The organism is Pseudomonas sp. BF-B-26 (assembly GCF_019956495.1).
Lineage (GTDB): Bacteria > Pseudomonadota > Gammaproteobacteria > Pseudomonadales > Pseudomonadaceae > Aquipseudomonas.
In genome coordinates this window covers 77,838-95,792 of record NZ_JAHBDP010000055.1, presented here as the reverse complement: position 1 = coordinate 95,792, position 17,955 = coordinate 77,838, and the positions used below count along the sequence as shown (strand labels likewise).

Genomic DNA, 17,955 nt, shown 5'->3' with positions numbered 1-17,955 from the left:
AATAACTTCTGGCCTGGAATATCCGATGCCCCCTGTCTACCGCCTGGCACTGCCAGCATTGTGCCTGTCGCTGATCCTGCCTTGCGCCTTTTCTGTCGAGGCCGCTGACCCGGCGCCTGCCACTACGGAAACCCCCGCCGAAGAAAAACCGGTCGAGCGCCAGCCGCTGCTTGAGCGTAGTCAGGAAGAAGCGTCTGCACTTGAGCGACAGATCCCGGCTCAGGAACAGCAGCAACTGCAAGCGGGCAGCGACACGTTTCTGGCCTTGTGGAAACCGGCCAATACCGCCGAACCCAAAGGCGCGGTGATTATCATCCCGGGCGCCGGCGAAACCGTTGACTGGCCGCAAGCAATCGGTCCATTGCGACGTAAATTGCCGGACGCCGAGTGGAGCAGCCTGAGTATCACCTTGCCGGACCTGCAAAGCGATGCCATTGCGCCGCGTATCGTAGAAATCGCACCTACACCAAAAGCCGCTGACACCGGCAGCAAAAACTCGACCACTGCCGCGCCCATCGAACAAGCGGCAGGCGGTGAAGCGGAGGTGGCGGACAAGGCGATCGCCGAAACCACCGAGGAACAGGCCAAAGCCGACGCCGAACGAATCTTCGCCCGCATCGACGCCGCGATCGCCTACGCCGAACAGCAAAGCGCTCGCCGCATTGTCGTGCTGGGGCATGGCACTGGCGCTTACTGGGCCGCGCGCTATTTGAGCGAGAAGCAGCCCTCGCAAGTGGAAAAGTTTGTGATGGTCGCCGCTCAGATGCCGGTGAAAGCCAAACCAGAGCTGGCCGAACTGACACCGACCCTGAAGCTGCCCACTGCAGACATTTTCTATATGGACAAGCCGCTGGATCGCAACCTGGCACTGGAGCGCTTGCAAGCCAGCAAACGCTTGAAGACTTCGGGGTTCAGCCAGGTCTCGCTCAAGGCTTTGCCGGGTAATTCCAAGGCTGAGCAAGAGCAGCTGTTCCGGCGGGTGCGAGGCTGGTTGAATCCACAGAACGCGGTCAACTGATAGACCGCGCCGCCCCCTTCGCGAGCAAGCCCGCTCCCACATTTGACCGGTGTACACAGGACAAATGTGGGAGCGGGCTTGCTCGCGAAGGGAGCGTCAAACACTACAAATCTGTTGCCCTAACGAAAATCCCGCCGCGCGCGAATCAATGTGTAGGCGCTATGCAGTTCGCGAGTTTTGTCAGTGGCTTCGCGCACCTGCAGCGCCGTCGCACCGCTGCCGGCGATCTTGTCCGGGTGATGGCGACTCAGCAGGCGTCGATAAGCACGCTTGATCTGCGCCGGCTCGGTGGTCGCCGAAACGCCCAAAAGCCGCAGAGCATCTTGATAGGTCAGCGCGGTGCTGGCCTGTGCAAACTTGTGCTGCTCGTAATCGGCTGCCAGAGCCTGCACCTGTTGTGACGTCCAGCCCAGCCATTTACCCCACTGCCTGATCAGCTCTCGTTCAGCACTGCCGGCGCGGCCATCCGCCCAGATCATCCGCCAACAGGCGCGCAAGACGCCTTCGGCCGCATGAGGCTGAGCGCTCAAGCGGCGCAAATACCCACGCAACCGGTCATTTCCCGACTTGCCGCGATTGAACGCGGCAATGGCCCGGAGCTGGGCCGACTCGGTCATGTCCAGAGAACGCATTTCCTGACGGGCCTGCTGGATATGGCCCTCGACCACCCTTCCATCGCTCTTGGCCAGGCGTCCCAACAACACAAACAGCAATTCATCGTTGCGCAGCACCGGGCGGCCACCGAGCTTTTCTCGCAAGTGCGCCCAGCTCTGTATATGCAAGTGCCGATCCAGCACCTGCCCCAACAAGGCGCCAAGCATGGCCCCCGGAATGCTGGCAATGTAAAAGCCCGCTCCGGCTCCAATCAGAGTCCCTGGCCACAACATGTCAGCGTCTCGCTTCTAACAGGGTTTCGACTTCAGCCAGACGCTCGTGAGTGCCAACATCCACCCAATGTCCCTTCAAGTGCTCGCCGGTGACTTGTCCATCGGCCATGGCCTTGCGCAGCAGCGGTGCAAGCTTGAAGGCGCCGGCGGAGCAACCGTCGAACAGCTGCGGGTGCAGGACCGCGATGCCGCTGTAGGTCAGGGTTGCAGTGCCCGGTTGAGCGTCGCGGACTTGCCCGTCGATCAGGCTGAAATCGCCAGTCGGATGATGGGCAGGGTTGTCCGCCAACACCAGATGCGCCAGCCCGGTGATGGGGTGGTGCAACATGCTGAAGTCGTAGTCGGTCCAGATGTCACCGTTGACCACCATAAAGGCCTCGTCACCCAGCAACGGCAGCGCGCGAAAAATCCCGCCTCCGGTTTCCAGTGGTTCACCTTCCGGCGAGTACTGAATACGTACGCCGTATTGCGAGCCATCACCCAGGTAGTTTTCGATCAACTGGCCGAGCCAGGCATGGTTGATCACCACCTCGGTAAACCCCGCCACCGCCAAGGCTTTCAAGTGATACTCGATCAACGGTATACCGCCCGCGCGAACCAGCGGTTTCGGCGTGGTCAGGGTCAGCGGGCGCATGCGCTCGCCTTTCCCTGCGGCCAGAATCATTGCCTTCATGCATTCACTCCAGCACGCAGACTCAGCAGCAACACATCCAGCTCCGCCAGTTCAGGACGGCGGGCGATCACGGCGTCTATATAAGCAAAGAAGCGCGGTACATCGCCAAGATAGCGTGGCTTGCCGTCACGGTGGCAGATGCGGGCAAAGATGCCGATCACTTTCAAGTGCCGCTGCACACCCATCAGGTCACTGGCACGCAGGAAATCTTCGAAGTCGGGCTGAACCGGGATTCCGAGATCGCCCGCTTGCTGCCAGTAAGCTTGCAGCCAGCCGCGCACACGCTCCTCGGGCCAGCTGAGGAACGCATCCTTGAACAGGCAGGTAACATCGTAGGTCACGGGACCATAGACTGCGTCCTGGAAATCCAGCACGCCAGGATTTGGCTCGCTGAGCATCAGGTTGCGTGGCATGTAATCGCGGTGCACCAGCACTTTGGGCTGGGCCAGTGCGCTGTCGATCAATAGCTCAGTTATGTTCTGCCAGAGCATTTGCTGCGCCGAGTCGAACTCGATGCCCAACTCGCGCTTCACGTACCACTCAGGGAACAACTCCAGCTCACGGCGCAGTAGCGCCACGTCATAACTTGGCAGCGGTGCAACCATCGGCAACTGCTGAAAAGCCAGCAGTGCTTGCAGGGCATCCTCGAACAAATCGTCGGCATTTTCGCTGTCGATCACGTCAAGGTAAGTCTTGTTGCCCAGGTCATTGAGCAAAAGAAAACCACGTTCGAGGTCTTCAGCATAAATTTTCGGAACATTTATTCCGGATTTCGCCAGCAAAAAAGCGATATCCACGAAGGGTTTACAGTTTTCCTGGGGCGGTGGCGCGTCCATCACGACGAAGCTTCTGCCCTCGCCTTCCCAGCGAAAATAACGTCGAAAACTCGCATCGCTACTGGCCGCGGTCAACGTGGCCGGGGGTACGACACCCCAATTCTGCTCTGCAAAGAGGACAGCCAATTGCTCATCGAGCCAAACTTTCAGGTGTTGCAAACGTACATCTTGGTCAGGCATTGCAAGGGTCTCCGACGGCGCTAGCCGTCAAGCGGGTCATGCTTTATTATCCAGCATCTTTTTCAGACCATCGAGAGGCGTGCGGCCCACACCGCGGGCAGATGGCACGCAGGAAGCCCGGACTAATAAGATGGCATTGAAATCCCCCGCGTTTCGTAAAAAATTTCCGTTGTTGGTTACCGGCAGTCTGCTGGCCCTGCAACCTCTAGCCACTTCGTTCGTGGTCGCCGCGGAACAGTATGACTGCTCAGTCTCTGCTTCGGGTGCCTGGAACTGTGCGCCAAAATCTCCAGCAGCTGCGCTGCCACCTCGCCCCGTCCATGACGGCAGTGCGGCGGCAAGCACCAGCGGCGAGACTCCGGCTGACAGCGGTTTAAGTCAAGACACCGGCGCCAAGCCTGTGCTGGTGACCGAATCCAAAGGCCGTGGCCTGAAGTCGCGTAGCGAAGACTACAGTCACCTCGACTGGGTTCCGCGCGAGAAGCTCACTGCAGCGCAATTGGCCGAAACAGGTCCTTACTGCTCTGGTTCCTATATCGAACCCATTCGTCCTGGCATGAATGACAAGACGAATAAAAGTGACGCTCCGACCTTTCTCGGCGCCAAAGCCTCTCGCTATAAGCAGGATGAGCAGGTCGCGACCCTCGCGGGTGACGTGGTCATGCGTCAGGGCAGCATGCAGGTCGAAGCCGACGAAGCGAACCTGTACCAGGCCGAGAGCCGTGGCGAACTGAGCGGCAACGTCCGTGTTCGCGACAACGGCGCACTGATCGTTGGCGACCACGCCGACGTACAGCTCGACACCGGTGAAGCCAAGGTCGACAACGCCGAATACGTGATGCATAAATCCCGTATCCGCGGTAACGCGCTGTACGCCAAACGGGCCGAGAACGCGATCATCCGCCTCAAGGATGGTACGTACACCACGTGCGAACCGAACAGCAACGCCTGGCAGCTCAAGGGCAACAACATCACCTTGAACCCGGCCACCGGTTTCGGTACCGCGACCAACGTGACACTGCGGGTCAAGGACATTCCGGTTCTGTACACGCCGTACATCTATTTCCCGATCGACGACCGTCGCCAGTCCGGCTTCCTGCCGCCGACCATTGGCACCGGCAGCGATACCGGCTTCATGCTGGTCACCCCGTATTACTTCAACCTGGCACCGAACTACGATGCCACGTTGTACCCGCGCTACATGAGCAAGCACGGGCTGTTGATGGAAGGCGAATTCCGTTACCTGACCCCGTCCAGCGAAGGTCAGTTCGGCGCCGCGTACCTCAACGACGAAGACACCGATCGCAGCAAGCAGACCGACTACCAGAAAAACCGCTACATGTATAACTGGCAGCACAAGGGCGGTCTCGACTCGCGCGTTCTGACACAAGTCGATTACACAAAGCTCAGCGATCCTTACTACTTCCAGGATCTGCAAACTGATCAGATCGGTGTGAAAAGTGCCGATTACGTGAACCAGCAGGGGTCTGTCACCTACCGTGGCGACAGCTACACCGCTCGTGTGAACGCCCAGGCTTACCAGCTCGCAACCGTTTCGGACATCACGCCGTATGACCGCTTGCCGCAGATCACTTTCGTGGGTCAACTGCCGACTCACCCTGGCGGCCTGAATTTTGACTACGAGACAGAAGTCGTACGCTTCGACCGTGATTTGAAGAACGGTAACTTCGTAAACGAAGATGGCACTGTTGAACCGCGCCTTGATAACAACGTTACGGGACTGGCACGTGCCAACGGCGACCGCTTGAATCTCAAGCCAGGTGTCAGCCTGCCGATGGACTGGACTTATGGCTTCCTGAAGCCATCGCTCAAGTACCAGTACACCCAGTACCAACTGGACCTGGACGGTACCGGCAAAAGCCAGATTGACGCGCAAACCGCGGAGCAGCAAAAGCTCAACGGCACCTTCAGCAGCAACCAGAACCGTGGCGTGCCGATTGCAAGCATCGACAGCGGCCTGTACTTCGATCGCAACACCCAATGGTTCGGCAAGAATTATCGCCAGACCCTCGAACCGCGTCTGTTCTACCTGTACGTACCTGAAACGGATCAGGAAGACATTCCGGTCTTCGACACCAGCGAATACACCTTCAACTACGCGTCGCTGTTCCGTGACAACCGCTTCTCCGGCTCCGACCGCGTCGGTGACGAGAACAAACTGTCTCTGGGCATAACCAACCGCTGGATCGAAGACAATGGCTTTGAACGTCAACGCATCAGCGTCGGCCAGGCCATGTATTTCAAGGATCGTGAAGTTCAGTTGCCGGGTATCGATGCAAAAACCCGCCAGGACGCGCAGGCTAATGTCTCGCCGTATGCGCTGGAATACGAATACCGCTGGAACCGTGATTGGCGCACCACGGCCGATTACAACTGGGACCCGGACAGCCGCAGCCCTCGCTCGGGCAGCGCGATGTTCCATTACCAGCCTGAAGACAACCCGAACAAGGTCATCAACGCCGGCTATCGCTATCGTAATGACCAGGTCCGTTACGACCAGAACACCGGTAAATGGCAAGTGGGCGGTGGTGACTACGGCACCCCGGGCCAACCTGGCTACGTGAAGGACTACTACAAGATCGAGCAGCACGATTTCTCGGTGATCTGGCCGATCGTGCCGCAATGGAACGCCATCAGCCGCTGGCAGTATGACTACAACCGTAACCGTACCCTGGAAGCTTTCGGTGGTTTCGAGTACGACAACTGCTGCTGGAAACTGCGCCTGATCAACCGTTACTGGGTTTCGTATGACGAGTTCAGTCAGAACGCCCCGGAAAACGAAAAAGGCGACCACGGCGTCTTCCTACAAATCGTTCTGAAAGGTCTCGGCGGCCTCACCGGCGCCAAAGTAGAGAGCTTCCTCGACAAAGGCATCCAAGGTTATCGTGAACGTGAAGACCAAGCTTTCTGATTGTCTGCGCCCGCTAGTGTTGGGCGCGCTGTTCCTGGGTACCGCGGCGAACGCCGCGGTGCAGTCCATCGATAAAGTGGTGGCCATTGTCGATAACGACGTGGTCATGCAGAGCCAACTGGACCAACGCGTTCATGAAGTTCAGCAAACCATCGCCAAGCGCGGTGCTGCCGTACCGCCGGCCAACGTGCTGGATCAGCAGGTACTTGAACGTCTGATCGTCGAAAACCTGCAACTGCAGATCGGCGAACGTTCGGGTATCCGCATTACCGATGAAGAACTGAACCAGGCTGTCGGCACCATTGCCCAGCGCAACAACATGTCCGTGGATCAATTCCGCGCGGCCCTGACTCGCGACGGTCTGTCTTACGACGACGCCCGTGACCAGATTCGCCGCGAAATGGTCATCAGCCGTGTGCGTCAGCGTCGTGTGGCCGAGCGAATCCAGGTTTCCGAACAGGAAGTGAAGAACTTCCTCGCTTCCGACCTTGGCAAAATGCAACTGTCCGAAGAATTCCGCTTGGCCAACATCCTGATTCCTACGCCGGAAAGCGCCAACTCCGACGCGATTCAGAATGCAGCCAAACAGGCCGACGCGGTTTACCAGCAGCTCAAGCAAGGCGCTGACTTCGGTCAGTTGGCAATCGCCAAATCCGCCAGCGAAACAGCACTGGAAGGTGGCGACATGGGCTGGCGTAAAGCCGGTCAACTGCCACCTCCGTTCGATCGCATGCTGAGCACCATGGCTGTCGGCGACATTACCCAGCCAATGCGCACACCGGGCGGCTTCATCATCCTGAAGATCCTCGACAAGCGTGGCGGAGAGACCCAGACACGCGATGAAGTGCACGTGCGTCATATCCTGGTCAAACCGAGTCCGATCCGCGACGAAGCAAAAACCAAAGCCCTGGCTCAGTCCCTCTACACCCGAATCGAAGCGGGCGAAGATTTCGGCGAACTGGCGAAAAGCTTCTCGGAAGATCCGGGTTCCGCCCTCAACGGTGGCGACCTGAACTGGGTCGACCCGAATGCACTGGTTCCCGAGTTCCGCGAAGTGATGGCCAAGACCCCACAAGGTCAGCTGTCCAAGCCGTTCCAGACCCAATATGGCTGGCATGTTCTGGAAGTCCTTGGCCGTCGCGCCACTGACAGCACCACCCAGGCCCGCGAGCAGCAAGCAATGACCGTATTGCGTAACCGCAAATATGACGAAGAGCTGCAAACCTGGCTGCGTCAGATCCGTGACGAAGCGTACGTAGAGATCAAACTCCCTGGTGCAGACCAGGCAGCGCAGTGAACCCCAAACGTTTCGCGCTGACACCCGGCGAACCGGCCGGTATAGGTCCCGACCTGTGCCTGCTGCTCGCCTCGCAAGCCCAGCCACATCCCCTGATTGCCATTACCAGCCTCGACCTGCTCCTTGAGCGGGCCGTGCAGCTGGGTGTGGTTGTCGATTTGCTGCCGGTAACCCCGGACAACTGGCCGGATGTACCCGCACCAGCCAACAGCCTGTATGTCTGGGATACACCGCTCAACGCCAAGGTCACTGCCGGGCAACTGGACAAGGCCAACGCGGCTTTCGTTCTCGAAACCCTGACCCGAGCTGGCCAAGGCTGCCTGGACGGGCATTTTGCCGGCATGATCACAGCCCCTGTGCACAAGGGCGTGATCAATGAATCCGGGATCGCCTTTTCCGGGCACACAGAATTTCTCGCCGACCTGACCCATACCGCACAAGTGGTGATGATGCTCGCCACTCGCGGATTGCGCGTGGCGCTGGTCACCACTCACCTGCCTCTTCGCGAGATTGCCGATGCGATCACGCCGGAGCGTCTGGAACGGGTCACGCGAATTCTGTACGCCGATCTGCAAGAAAAATTCGGCATTGCCCAGCCACGCATCCTCGTGTGTGGGCTCAACCCCCATGCCGGCGAAGGCGGACACCTGGGCCATGAAGAAATCGACATCATCGAACCTACATTAGAGCGCCTGCGCGGCGAAGGAATGGACCTTCGTGGCCCTCTGCCCGCCGACACTCTGTTTACCCCCAAGTATCTGGAGCACTGCGATGCAGTGCTGGCGATGTACCACGACCAGGGCTTGCCTGTGCTGAAGTACAAAGGCTTCGGTGCGGCAGTCAACGTGACCCTCGGCTTGCCGATCATCCGCACATCGGTCGACCACGGCACAGCCCTGGACCTGGCCGGTAGCGGCAAAATCGACACCGGCAGCCTGCAAGTCGCCCTGGAAACCGCCTACCAGATGGCCGAGACCCGTTTATGACCGAGCATTACCAACACAAGGCGCGCAAACGCTTTGGCCAGAACTTCCTGCACGATGCCGGCGTTATCGACCGCATCCTGCGCGCCATCCGCGCCAAGCCCGAAGACCGTCTGCTGGAAATCGGCCCTGGCCAGGGCGCGCTGACTCAAGGCCTGCTCAACAGCGGCGCCCAGCTGGACGTGGTGGAGCTGGACAAGGATCTGATCCCGATCCTCAACCAGCAATTTGCCAGCAAGAGCAATTTCAACCTGCATCAGGGCGACGCGCTGAAGTTCGACTTCACCAGCCTGAACGCTGCGCCGAACAGCCTGCGGGTGGTCGGCAACCTGCCGTACAACATCTCTACGCCGCTGATTTTTCACCTGCTGCATAACGCCAGTCTGATTCGCGACATGCATTTCATGCTGCAAAAGGAAGTGGTCGAGCGCCTGGCAGCAGGCCCTGGTGGTGGTGACTGGGGTCGCTTGTCGATCATGGTTCAGTATCACTGCCGGGTTGAACACCTGTTCAACGTTGGTCCGGGCGCGTTCAATCCGCCGCCCAAAGTCGATTCGGCTATCGTGCGCCTGGTGCCTCACGCGGTGCTGCCGCACCCGGCCAAGGATCACAAGCTGTTGGAACGTGTCGTACGCGAAGCCTTTAACCAGCGCCGCAAGACCCTGCGCAACACCCTCAAGCTGCTGCTGAGCAACGCTGAAATCGAAGCCGCCGGCGTTGATGGCAGCCTGCGCCCCGAACAGCTCGATCTGGCCGCCTTCGTGCGCCTGGCCGACAAGCTCAGCGAACAAGTCCTACAGACGCCCGCCGCCGACTGACAGGCTATGAGCGTTATCGGGTAGGACACCAGCCTTCATGTCTGGTTTACTACCCGATACTTGGCCTAGACTGATCTCCATCAGCTACGCCCCGCGTTCCGCTTCGTTTAAGGCCTCTTGCATGTCCGATCCTCGTTACCAGGTCGACGTCAGCGTCGTCACCCGCTATCTGGCAGAACAATCGCAACCCGAGCAAAACCGCTTTGCCTTCGCCTATACCATCACCGTGCACAACAATGGCGAGCTACCGGCCAAACTGTTGTCGCGGCACTGGGTGATCACCGACGGTGACGGGCATGTCGAAGAGGTTCGCGGAGCCGGTGTTGTTGGCCAGCAACCGTTGATCGACGTCGGCGAAAGCCACACCTACAGCAGCGGCACCGTCATGACCTCCAAGGTCGGCACAATGCAGGGCACTTATGAAATGGTTGCCGACGACGGCAAACACTTCGACGCCATCATCGCCCCATTCCGCCTGGCGGTGCCCGGAGCCCTGCACTGATGGCAACGTACGCCGTCGGCGATCTGCAAGGCTGCCTTCAAGCATTGCAATGCCTGCTCAGGCAAGTCGCCTTCGACCCGACACGGGATCGTCTGTGGCTGGTCGGCGATCTGGTCAACCGTGGCCCGCAGTCCCTGGACACCTTGCGCTTCCTCTATAGCATCCGCGAATCGCTGGTATGCGTGCTCGGCAACCACGACCTGCACTTGCTGGCTGCCGGAAAAAACATCGAACGCCTGAAGAAGTCCGACACCCTGCTCGAGATTCTCGCCGCGCCCGATTGCGCGGAACTGCTGGAGTGGCTGCGTCAGCAAAAGCTCATGCACTACGACGAACAACGCAATGTCGCCCTGGTACATGCCGGCATTCCGCCCCAGTGGTCGCTGCGCAAGGCCTTGAAGTATGCCGCCGAAGTCGAGACGGCATTGCGCGATGACAACCTGTTGCCGCCCTACCTCGATGGCATGTACGGCAACGATCCGGCGAAATGGGACAACGACCTCAAAGGCGTGACACGCCTGCGGGTGATCACCAACTATTTCACCCGCATGCGGTTTTGTACTGCCGAGGGCAAGCTTGACCTCAAAAGCAAGGAAGGCCTCGACAATGCGCCACCGGGTTACAAACCCTGGTTTGAGCACAAAGAGCGCAAGACCAGGGGCCTGAAGATCATCTTCGGCCACTGGGCTGCTCTGGAAGGCCGATGCAATGAGCCAGGCATCTCGGCCCTCGACACCGGTTGTGTCTGGGGTGGCGCCCTGACCCTCATGAATGTCGACAGCGGTGAACGCCTGTCTTGCAAATGCGACGAGCATGGCCTTGCCCTGCCGCCAGTCGCCACACTTATCCCCGAACCATCGTCAGCAAGCGCCCCGCGCTAGACTGCGCTTTCAGCCGAGCCACAGGAGCCCGCCATGAGCGAATTCAAACGTATCCCCCCGGAACAGGCCCAGGCCCTGCGCGAACAAGGCGCGGTGGTGGTCGATGTTCGCGACCCGGCAACCTTTGCCGCACTGCACATCGCCGGCTCGAAGCATCTGGATAACCACTCCATCTCGGATTTCATCCGCGCTGCCGACCTCGACGCACCGACAGTGGTGGTCTGCTACCACGGCAATTCCAGTCAGAGCGCCGCTGCGTACCTCATTAGCCAGGGCTTCTCCGACGTCTACAGCATGGATGGTGGCTTTGAGCTGTGGCGTACGACTTATCCTTCGGAAACGGCGCAAGGCACTTCCGAATAATTTTTTTGTAACGCGCAAGCCCCGGTCCCCGTGGGCTCGCGCGGTGGCAGACGAACGGTCTGCCACAACTAATTACGTATCTCGCCTTTACCTGTCGAATAAGCAACTATCCTTAAGCGCAGGCCATCCAAAACAGGGGAGAGCCGGTACACCGGCGCGCGGGTCATCGGGAGTAGCTTTCGGGGTCGTCAGCTTCGAAAGAGTTCTGGGGGGTAAACAGCGACTGCATATTCGGTCGCTGCCAGCATCGACTGAATGATCCGGCGTCGGCTCCACGTATCGAGCGAGGTGACGTCATGAGTATCTTTAGCCACTTCCAACAACGCTTCGAGTCCACACGCCAGGAAGAACTCTCGCTGCAAGAGTATCTTGAACTGTGCAAAAGCGACCGCAGCGCCTACGCCTCCGCCGCCGAGCGTCTGTTACTGGCCATCGGCGAACCGGAGCTCCTCGACACCTCGGCCAACTCGAGGCTGTCGCGAATCTTTTCCAACAAGGTAATCCGCCGCTATCCGGCCTTTGAAGACTTCCACGGGATGGAAGAATGCATTGACCAGATCGTGTCGTATTTCCGCCATGCCGCTCAGGGCCTGGAAGAGAAGAAACAGATTCTCTATCTGCTCGGCCCTGTGGGTGGCGGTAAATCATCCCTGGCCGAGAAGCTGAAACAGCTGATCGAAAAAGTGCCCTTCTATGCGATCAAGGGCTCGCCGGTATTCGAATCGCCTCTGGGTCTGTTCAACGCCACTGAAGATGGCGCGATCCTCGAGGAAGACTTCGGCATTCCACGGCGCTATCTCAACACCATCATGTCGCCGTGGGCGACCAAACGCCTCGCCGAATTCGGCGGCGACATCAGCCAGTTCCGTGTGGTGAAGCTGTATCCGTCGATCCTCAACCAGATCGCAGTGGCCAAAACCGAGCCGGGAGATGAAAACAACCAGGACATCTCGGCACTGGTGGGCAAGGTCGATATCCGCAAACTGGAAGAGTTCCCGCAGAACGATGCCGACGCCTACAGCTACTCGGGCGCACTGTGCCGGGCAAACCAGGGCCTGATGGAATTCGTCGAAATGTTCAAGGCACCGATCAAGGTGCTGCACCCACTGCTGACCGCCACACAGGAAGGCAACTACAACAGTACCGAAGGTCTGGGGGCCATTCCGTTTACCGGGATCCTGCTGGCCCACTCCAACGAATCTGAATGGCACACCTTCCGCAACAACAAAAACAACGAAGCCTTCATCGACCGGATCTACATCGTCAAAGTGCCGTATTGCCTGCGGGTCAGCGACGAAGTGAAGATCTACGACAAGCTCTTGTTCAACAGTTCCCTGGCCAAGGCTCACTGCGCGCCTGACACCCTGAAGATGCTTGCCCAGTTCACCGTACTCTCGCGACTGAAAGAGCCTGAGAACTCCAACATCTACTCCAAGATGCGCGTGTATGACGGCGAAAACCTCAAGGACACCGATCCGAAGGCCAAGTCGATCCAGGAATACCGCGACAACGCGGGTGTCGACGAAGGCATGAATGGCCTCTCGACTCGCTTCGCGTTCAAGATCCTGTCGAAAGTGTTCAACTTTGATCCGCACGAAATCGCCGCCAACCCGGTGCACTTGCTGTACGTGCTGGAACAACAGATCGAACAGGAACAATTCCAGGCGGAAACCCGCGAACGCTATCTGCGCTTCCTCAAGGAGTACCTGGCACCGCGTTATATCGAATTCATCGGCAAGGAGATCCAGACCGCCTACCTCGAGTCTTACAGCGAGTATGGCCAGAACATCTTCGATCGCTATGTGCTGTACGCCGACTTCTGGATCCAGGACCAGGAATACCGCGACCCGGAAACCGGCGAGATCCTCAACCGCGTAGCGCTGAACGAAGAACTGGAGAAAATCGAAAAACCGGCCGGCATCAGCAATCCGAAGGATTTCCGCAACGAAATCGTCAACTTCGTACTGCGCGCCCGGGCCAATAACAACGGCAAGAATCCGACCTGGCTCAGCTACGAAAAACTGCGGGTGGTCATCGAGAAGAAAATGTTCTCCAACACCGAGGACCTCCTGCCGGTCATCAGCTTCAACGCCAAGGCCAGCAAAGAGGACCAGCAGAAGCACAACGACTTCGTCACACGGATGGTCGAGCGGGGCTACACCGACAAACAGGTACGACTGCTGTCCGAGTGGTACCTGCGGGTCAGAAAATCACAATAACCCGCTGCCGGTCAGACCGGTTGTCGTCAGCCAGAGGCCTGTGTACGCATTTTCTGTTACACAGACCTCTGGGAGGTGTTCGAAAGTCGGTAGCGAGGTTCAGTCAGCGTCCAAAAGCGCTTGGGGGAGCGTGAACATCCCTTGGCACCGTCGATGCTGCATAACCGCTCGCCCCTTTCAGGACAGCTTCTAAGGAGCAGTCATGAGCTATGTGATCGACCGACGTCTCAATGGCAAGAACAAGAGCACGGTGAACCGTCAGCGGTTTCTGCGGCGTTACCGTGATCACATCAAAAAGGCTGTCGAAGAGGCGGTCAGCCGGCGCTCCATTACCGATATGGAACACGGCGAACAGATCAGCATCCCCGGCCGCGACATTGACGAGCCGGTGCTTCACCACGGTCGCGGTGGCAAGCAGACCGTCGTACACCCGGGCAACAAGGAATTCACCAGCGGTGAGCACATTGCCCGCCCGCCCGGAGGTGGCGGTGGCAGAGGCCCCGGCAAGGCCGGCAACTCGGGCGAAGGGATGGACGAGTTTGTCTTCCAGATCACCCAGGAGGAATTCCTCGAATTCATGTTCGAGGACCTTGAACTACCGAACCTGGTCAAGCGCAACCTGACCGGCACCGACACCTTCAAGACCGTTCGTGCCGGGATCAGTAACGAGGGCAATCCGTCGCGGATCAACATCATCCGCACCCTGCGCTCGGCCCATGCACGGCGAATCGCCCTGTCTGGCAGCAGCCGGGCAAAACTGCGCGAAGCCAAAGAAGAACTGCTGCGACTCAAGCGTGATGAGCCAGACAATTTCGGCGATATTCAGAAAGTTGAAGCAGAAATCGAAAAACTCAGTGCGCGCATTCATCGCGTACCGTTCCTCGATACCTTCGACCTCAAGTACAACCTGCTCATCAAGCAACCCAACCCCAGTTCCAAGGCGGTAATGTTCTGCCTGATGGACGTGTCCGGCTCCATGACCCAAGCGACCAAGGACATCGCCAAGCGTTTCTTTATCCTGCTGTACCTGTTCCTCAAGCGTAACTACGACAAGATCGACGTCGTGTTCATCCGCCACCACACCAGTGCCCGGGAAGTGGACGAAGAGGAGTTTTTCTATTCTCGCGAAACCGGCGGTACCATCGTTTCCAGCGCCTTGAAACTGATGCAGGAGATCATGGCCGAACGCTATCCGAGCAATGAGTGGAATATCTATGCCGCCCAGGCCTCCGACGGCGACAACTGGAACGACGACTCGCCAATCTGCCGCGACATTCTGATCAACCAGATCATGCCGTTCGTGCAGTACTACACTTACGTTGAGATCACCCCGCGCGAACATCAGGCCCTTTGGTTCGAGTACGAACGCATCGCCGAAGCCTTTTCTGACACTTTTGCCCAGCAACAACTGGTCTCGGCCGGGGATATCTATCCGGTCTTCCGTGAACTCTTCCAGCGCAGGTTAGTGACATGACCGCCAAAGAGCAGAAGCGCCAACCCATATCCACCGGCTCCGAATGGACGTTCGAGCTGATTCAGGCCTACGACAAAGAAATCAGTCGTCTGGCGGCTCGCTACGCGCTCGATACTTACCCTAACCAGATTGAAGTGATCACCGCCGAGCAAATGATGGACGCCTACGCCTCCGTCGGCATGCCGCTGGGTTATCACCATTGGTCCTACGGCAAACACTTCCTCAGCACCGAGAAATCCTACAGTCGCGGCCAGATGGGGCTGGCGTACGAAATCGTGATCAACTCGGACCCGTGCATCGCCTATTTGATGGAAGAAAACACCATCTGTATGCAGGCTTTGGTCGTCGCCCATGCCTGCTACGGGCATAACAGCTTTTTCAAAGGCAACTACCTGTTCCGCACCTGGACTGATGCCAGTTCGATCATCGATTACCTGGTCTTCGCCAAGCAATACATCATGCAGTGCGAAGAGCGCCACGGTATCGACGCAGTCGAGGACCTGCTGGATTCCTGCCACGCCCTGATGAACTACGGGGTCGATCGCTACAAACGCCCCTATCCGATTTCCGCCGAAGAAGAACGTCGTCGGCAAAAGGACCGTGAAGAGCATCTGCAGAAACAGATCAACGATCTGTGGCGGACCATTCCAAAAGGTGCGGACAAGTACAGCGACAAGGACAACGCGCGCTTCCCCGCCGAACCTCAGGAAAATATCCTCTACTTCATCGAAAAACACGCACCACTGCTGGAGCCATGGCAGCGGGAAATCGTACGGATCGTGCGTAAGATCGCTCAGTATTTCTACCCGCAACGTCAGACTCAGGTGATGAACGAGGGCTGGGCCACGTTCTGGCATTACACCCTGATGAACGACCTGTATGACGAAGGCCTGGTGACAGACGGCTTCATGATGGAGTTTTTGACGTCCCACACCAGCGTGGTCTACCAACCCGGCTTCGACAGCCCCTACTACAACGGCATCAACCCCTACACCCTGGGTTTTGCCATGTACCGGGATATTCGCCGCATGTGTGAACACCCTACCGAAGAGGACTACCGCTGGTTCCCTGAGATTGCCGGCACCGACTGGCTGTCGAGCATCAAGTTCGCCATGAGCAGCTTCAAGGATGAAAGCTTCATTCTGCAGTACCTGTCCCCCCAGGTGATTCGTGACCTGAAGTTGTTCAGCATTCTTGATGACGACCAGAAGGAGGATCTGCTGGTCCCGGCCATTCATGACGAAGGTGGCTACCGCATCATCCGTGAAACCCTGGCGGCGCAGTACAACCTCGGCAATCGTGAACCCAACGTGCAGATTTACAGCATCGACCGGCGTGGTGACCGCTCGCTGACCTTGCGTCACCAGCAACACGACCGCAAACCGCTAGGCGAGTCCACCGAGGAAGTGCTCAAACACCTGCACCGTCTCTGGGGCTTCGATATTCATCTGGAAACCCTGCAAGGCGACCAGGTGATGAAAACCCACCACGTTCCGCCCAGAGGCGAGCACGCTGAAGGTGATTACGGGCGACTTGACCTGGCCGTTATCCATCTTTGATCCCGTTTCGGCCTCCGGAAGTTCGACGCAAAGGTTATTCTGTCGAGCTAACGGAGGTTTTTTATGCAGATTTATAAAGTCGGCGGTGCGGTACGCGATCGCCTGCTGGGCCAGCCCGTCACCGACATCGACTGGGTTGTGGTTGGCGCCACCACTGAAGAAATGCTCGCCAAGGGCTTTCGCCCGGTGGGTGCGGATTTCCCGGTGTTTCTTCACCCCAAAAGCGGTGAGGAATACGCCCTCGCCCGGACCGAGCGCAAAAGCGGACGCGGTTACGGCGGCTTTACCTTTCACGCCAGCCCCGAAGTCACCCTCGAAGAAGACCTGATCCGTCGTGACCTGACCATCAATGCCATGGCCGAAGACGATCAGCAGAACCTGACCGATCCTTACCACGGTCAGCGTGATCTTGAGGCGCGCTTGCTTCGTCACGTTTCCCCCGCGTTTGCCGAAGATCCGCTCAGAGCTCTGCGCGTTGCCCGCTTCGCAGCTCGTTACGCGGGGCTCGGTTTCACCGTGGCGCCGGAGACACTGGAACTGATGCGCCAACTCAGCGAGTCAGGCGAACTGGAAGCCTTGACCGCCGAACGCAGCTGGAAGGAAATCTCCCGCGCCCTGATGGAAGATCAGCCACGGGTGTTCATCGAAGTGCTGCGCGAGTGTGGCGCTCTCAAGGTATTGATGCCGGAAGTCGATGCCCTGTTCGGCGTACCGCAACCGGAAGCCCACCACCCTGAAATTGACACAGGCGTGCACACTTTGAGCGTGCTGGAGCAAGCGGCGCGGCACAAACAACCACTTACCGTGCGTTGGGCCTGCCTGCTGCACGACCTCGGCAAGGGACTGACACCCGAGGAAGAGTGGCCGCGACACATTGCTCATGAGCACAAGGGCTTGAAGCTGATCAAAGCGGTCAACGAACGCTTCAAGGCGCCGAAGGACTGTCAGGAACTGGCGCTGCTGGTGGGCGAATATCACACCCACGGCCATCGCGCCCTGGAGCTGAAGCCTTCGACTTTGCTGGAGTTGCTGCAGAGTTTTGACGTTTACCGTCGGCCGCAGCGGTTCGAGGAATTTATTGCGGCGTGCGAGATGGACGCCCGAGGACGTAAAGGGCTGGAGCAGCGAAGTTATCCACAGGCTGATTATTTGCGCGGCGCGGCGAATGCTGCTCGGACCGTGGCGGTTCAGCCGTTGCTGGAGAAGGGATTCAAAGGACCGGAATTGGGTGAGGCGATCAAGCGAGAGCGGCTCAAGGCGTTGAAGGCTTACAAAGACGCGGCATCCGCCTGAAAAGCTTCGCGAGCAAGCCCACTCCCACAGGCTCTATGTA

15 protein-coding genes are annotated in these 17,955 nt (G+C 58.5%); 12 read left to right on the top strand and 3 right to left on the bottom strand.

Annotated elements, in window-relative coordinates:
- The first annotated feature begins 25 nt into the window (after nucleotides 1–25).
- Nucleotides 26–1,018 carry an alpha/beta hydrolase family protein gene (locus KGB03_RS05690; RefSeq protein WP_218538449.1) on the top strand — a complete coding sequence of 331 codons (993 nt, stop codon included), beginning with the start codon at nucleotides 26–28 and terminating at the stop codon, nucleotides 1,016–1,018.
- Nucleotides 1,019–1,137: 119 nt separating this feature from the next.
- On the opposite strand, the gene KGB03_RS05685 is transcribed toward KGB03_RS05690, so the two are convergent.
- The 3 genes from KGB03_RS05685 to KGB03_RS05675 are packed head-to-tail and all read right to left on the bottom strand — an operon-like array spanning nucleotide 1,138 to nucleotide 3,594.
- On the bottom strand, nucleotides 1,138–1,905 hold the full coding sequence (locus KGB03_RS05685) for a TerB family tellurite resistance protein (protein ID WP_218538448.1): 768 nt from the start codon (nucleotides 1,903–1,905) through the stop codon (nucleotides 1,138–1,140).
- A 1-nt stretch (nucleotide 1,906) separates the two neighbouring features.
- On the bottom strand, nucleotides 1,907–2,578 hold the full coding sequence (gene murU / locus KGB03_RS05680; RefSeq protein ID WP_218538447.1) for an N-acetylmuramate alpha-1-phosphate uridylyltransferase MurU: 672 nt from the start codon (nucleotides 2,576–2,578) through the stop codon (nucleotides 1,907–1,909).
- Entirely contained in the window at nucleotides 2,575–3,594 is a 1,020-nt protein-coding gene (locus KGB03_RS05675) for an aminoglycoside phosphotransferase family protein (RefSeq protein ID WP_218538446.1), read from the bottom strand. The genes murU and KGB03_RS05675 overlap by 4 nt, the downstream gene beginning before the upstream one ends.
- Before the next feature lie 130 nt (nucleotides 3,595–3,724).
- Here KGB03_RS05675 and KGB03_RS05670 point away from each other — a divergent pair, with 130 nt between their 5' ends.
- The 11 genes from KGB03_RS05670 to KGB03_RS05620 all read left to right on the top strand — a co-directional run bounded on the left by KGB03_RS05670 (nucleotide 3,725) and on the right by KGB03_RS05620 (nucleotide 17,915).
- A complete protein-coding gene (locus KGB03_RS05670; RefSeq protein ID WP_223526549.1) occupies nucleotides 3,725–6,526 on the top strand; it encodes an LPS-assembly protein LptD in 2,802 nt (933 codons plus the stop codon).
- Complete coding sequence (gene surA, locus KGB03_RS05665) at nucleotides 6,507–7,823, top strand: peptidylprolyl isomerase SurA (protein WP_192409274.1); 1,317 nt, start codon at nucleotides 6,507–6,509, stop codon at nucleotides 7,821–7,823. The genes KGB03_RS05670 and surA overlap by 20 nt, the downstream gene beginning before the upstream one ends.
- Entirely contained in the window at nucleotides 7,820–8,809 is a 990-nt protein-coding gene (gene pdxA / locus KGB03_RS05660; RefSeq protein WP_218538444.1) for a 4-hydroxythreonine-4-phosphate dehydrogenase PdxA, read from the top strand. The genes surA and pdxA overlap by 4 nt, the downstream gene beginning before the upstream one ends.
- The gene (gene rsmA / locus KGB03_RS05655; protein ID WP_218538443.1) at nucleotides 8,806–9,624 is read left to right on the top strand and encodes a 16S rRNA (adenine(1518)-N(6)/adenine(1519)-N(6))-dimethyltransferase RsmA; all 819 of its coding nucleotides are present in this window, start codon (nucleotides 8,806–8,808) and stop codon (nucleotides 9,622–9,624) included. The genes pdxA and rsmA overlap by 4 nt, the downstream gene beginning before the upstream one ends.
- Before the next feature lie 121 nt (nucleotides 9,625–9,745).
- Complete coding sequence (apaG, locus tag KGB03_RS05650) at nucleotides 9,746–10,126, top strand: Co2+/Mg2+ efflux protein ApaG (RefSeq protein ID WP_046052365.1); 381 nt, start codon at nucleotides 9,746–9,748, stop codon at nucleotides 10,124–10,126.
- Nucleotides 10,126–11,007 (top strand): symmetrical bis(5'-nucleosyl)-tetraphosphatase, encoded by an 882-nt coding sequence (locus KGB03_RS05645; RefSeq protein ID WP_111452553.1) that lies wholly within the window; start codon nucleotides 10,126–10,128, stop codon nucleotides 11,005–11,007. Before apaG ends, KGB03_RS05645 begins: the two co-directional genes overlap by 1 nt.
- A gap of 33 nt (nucleotides 11,008–11,040) precedes the next feature.
- Nucleotides 11,041–11,370, top strand: a complete 330-nt coding sequence (gene glpE, locus KGB03_RS05640) for a thiosulfate sulfurtransferase GlpE (protein WP_008147200.1) — start codon at nucleotides 11,041–11,043, stop codon at nucleotides 11,368–11,370.
- A gap of 296 nt (nucleotides 11,371–11,666) precedes the next feature.
- Nucleotides 11,667–13,589 (top strand): PrkA family serine protein kinase, encoded by a 1,923-nt coding sequence (locus KGB03_RS05635; RefSeq protein WP_033056218.1) that lies wholly within the window; start codon nucleotides 11,667–11,669, stop codon nucleotides 13,587–13,589.
- 202 nt (nucleotides 13,590–13,791) lie between these two features.
- Complete coding sequence (locus KGB03_RS05630; protein WP_008147198.1) at nucleotides 13,792–15,063, top strand: YeaH/YhbH family protein; 1,272 nt, start codon at nucleotides 13,792–13,794, stop codon at nucleotides 15,061–15,063.
- Nucleotides 15,060–16,622: a SpoVR family protein gene (locus KGB03_RS05625; protein ID WP_074871405.1), complete on the top strand. Its 1,563-nt coding sequence runs from the start codon at nucleotides 15,060–15,062 to the stop codon at nucleotides 16,620–16,622. Before KGB03_RS05630 ends, KGB03_RS05625 begins: the two co-directional genes overlap by 4 nt.
- Before the next feature lie 63 nt (nucleotides 16,623–16,685).
- The gene (locus tag KGB03_RS05620) at nucleotides 16,686–17,915 is read left to right on the top strand and encodes a multifunctional CCA addition/repair protein (RefSeq protein ID WP_223526548.1); all 1,230 of its coding nucleotides are present in this window, start codon (nucleotides 16,686–16,688) and stop codon (nucleotides 17,913–17,915) included.
- Nucleotides 17,916–17,955: the final 40 nt, after the last annotated feature.

Bases quoted from the DNA above. Each gene is read 5' to 3' on its own strand.
- KGB03_RS05675 (WP_218538446.1), bottom strand. From the start codon at position 3,594: ATGCCTGACCAAGATGTACGTTTGCAACACCTGAAAGTTTGGCTCGAT.
- glpE (WP_008147200.1), top strand. From the start codon at position 11,041: ATGAGCGAATTCAAACGTATCCCCCCGGAACAGGCCCAGGCCCTGCGC.
- KGB03_RS05645 (WP_111452553.1), top strand. From the start codon at position 10,126: ATGGCAACGTACGCCGTCGGCGATCTGCAAGGCTGCCTTCAAGCATTG.
- KGB03_RS05685 (WP_218538448.1), bottom strand. From the start codon at position 1,905: ATGTTGTGGCCAGGGACTCTGATTGGAGCCGGAGCGGGCTTTTACATT.
- apaG (WP_046052365.1), top strand. From the start codon at position 9,746: ATGTCCGATCCTCGTTACCAGGTCGACGTCAGCGTCGTCACCCGCTAT.
- KGB03_RS05620 (WP_223526548.1), top strand. From the start codon at position 16,686: ATGCAGATTTATAAAGTCGGCGGTGCGGTACGCGATCGCCTGCTGGGC.
- murU (WP_218538447.1), bottom strand. From the start codon at position 2,578: ATGAAGGCAATGATTCTGGCCGCAGGGAAAGGCGAGCGCATGCGCCCG.
- KGB03_RS05635 (WP_033056218.1), top strand. From the start codon at position 11,667: ATGAGTATCTTTAGCCACTTCCAACAACGCTTCGAGTCCACACGCCAG.
- KGB03_RS05625 (WP_074871405.1), top strand. From the start codon at position 15,060: ATGACCGCCAAAGAGCAGAAGCGCCAACCCATATCCACCGGCTCCGAA.
- KGB03_RS05690 (WP_218538449.1), top strand. From the start codon at position 26: ATGCCCCCTGTCTACCGCCTGGCACTGCCAGCATTGTGCCTGTCGCTG.
- KGB03_RS05670 (WP_223526549.1), top strand. From the start codon at position 3,725: ATGGCATTGAAATCCCCCGCGTTTCGTAAAAAATTTCCGTTGTTGGTT.
- rsmA (WP_218538443.1), top strand. From the start codon at position 8,806: ATGACCGAGCATTACCAACACAAGGCGCGCAAACGCTTTGGCCAGAAC.
- KGB03_RS05630 (WP_008147198.1), top strand. From the start codon at position 13,792: ATGAGCTATGTGATCGACCGACGTCTCAATGGCAAGAACAAGAGCACG.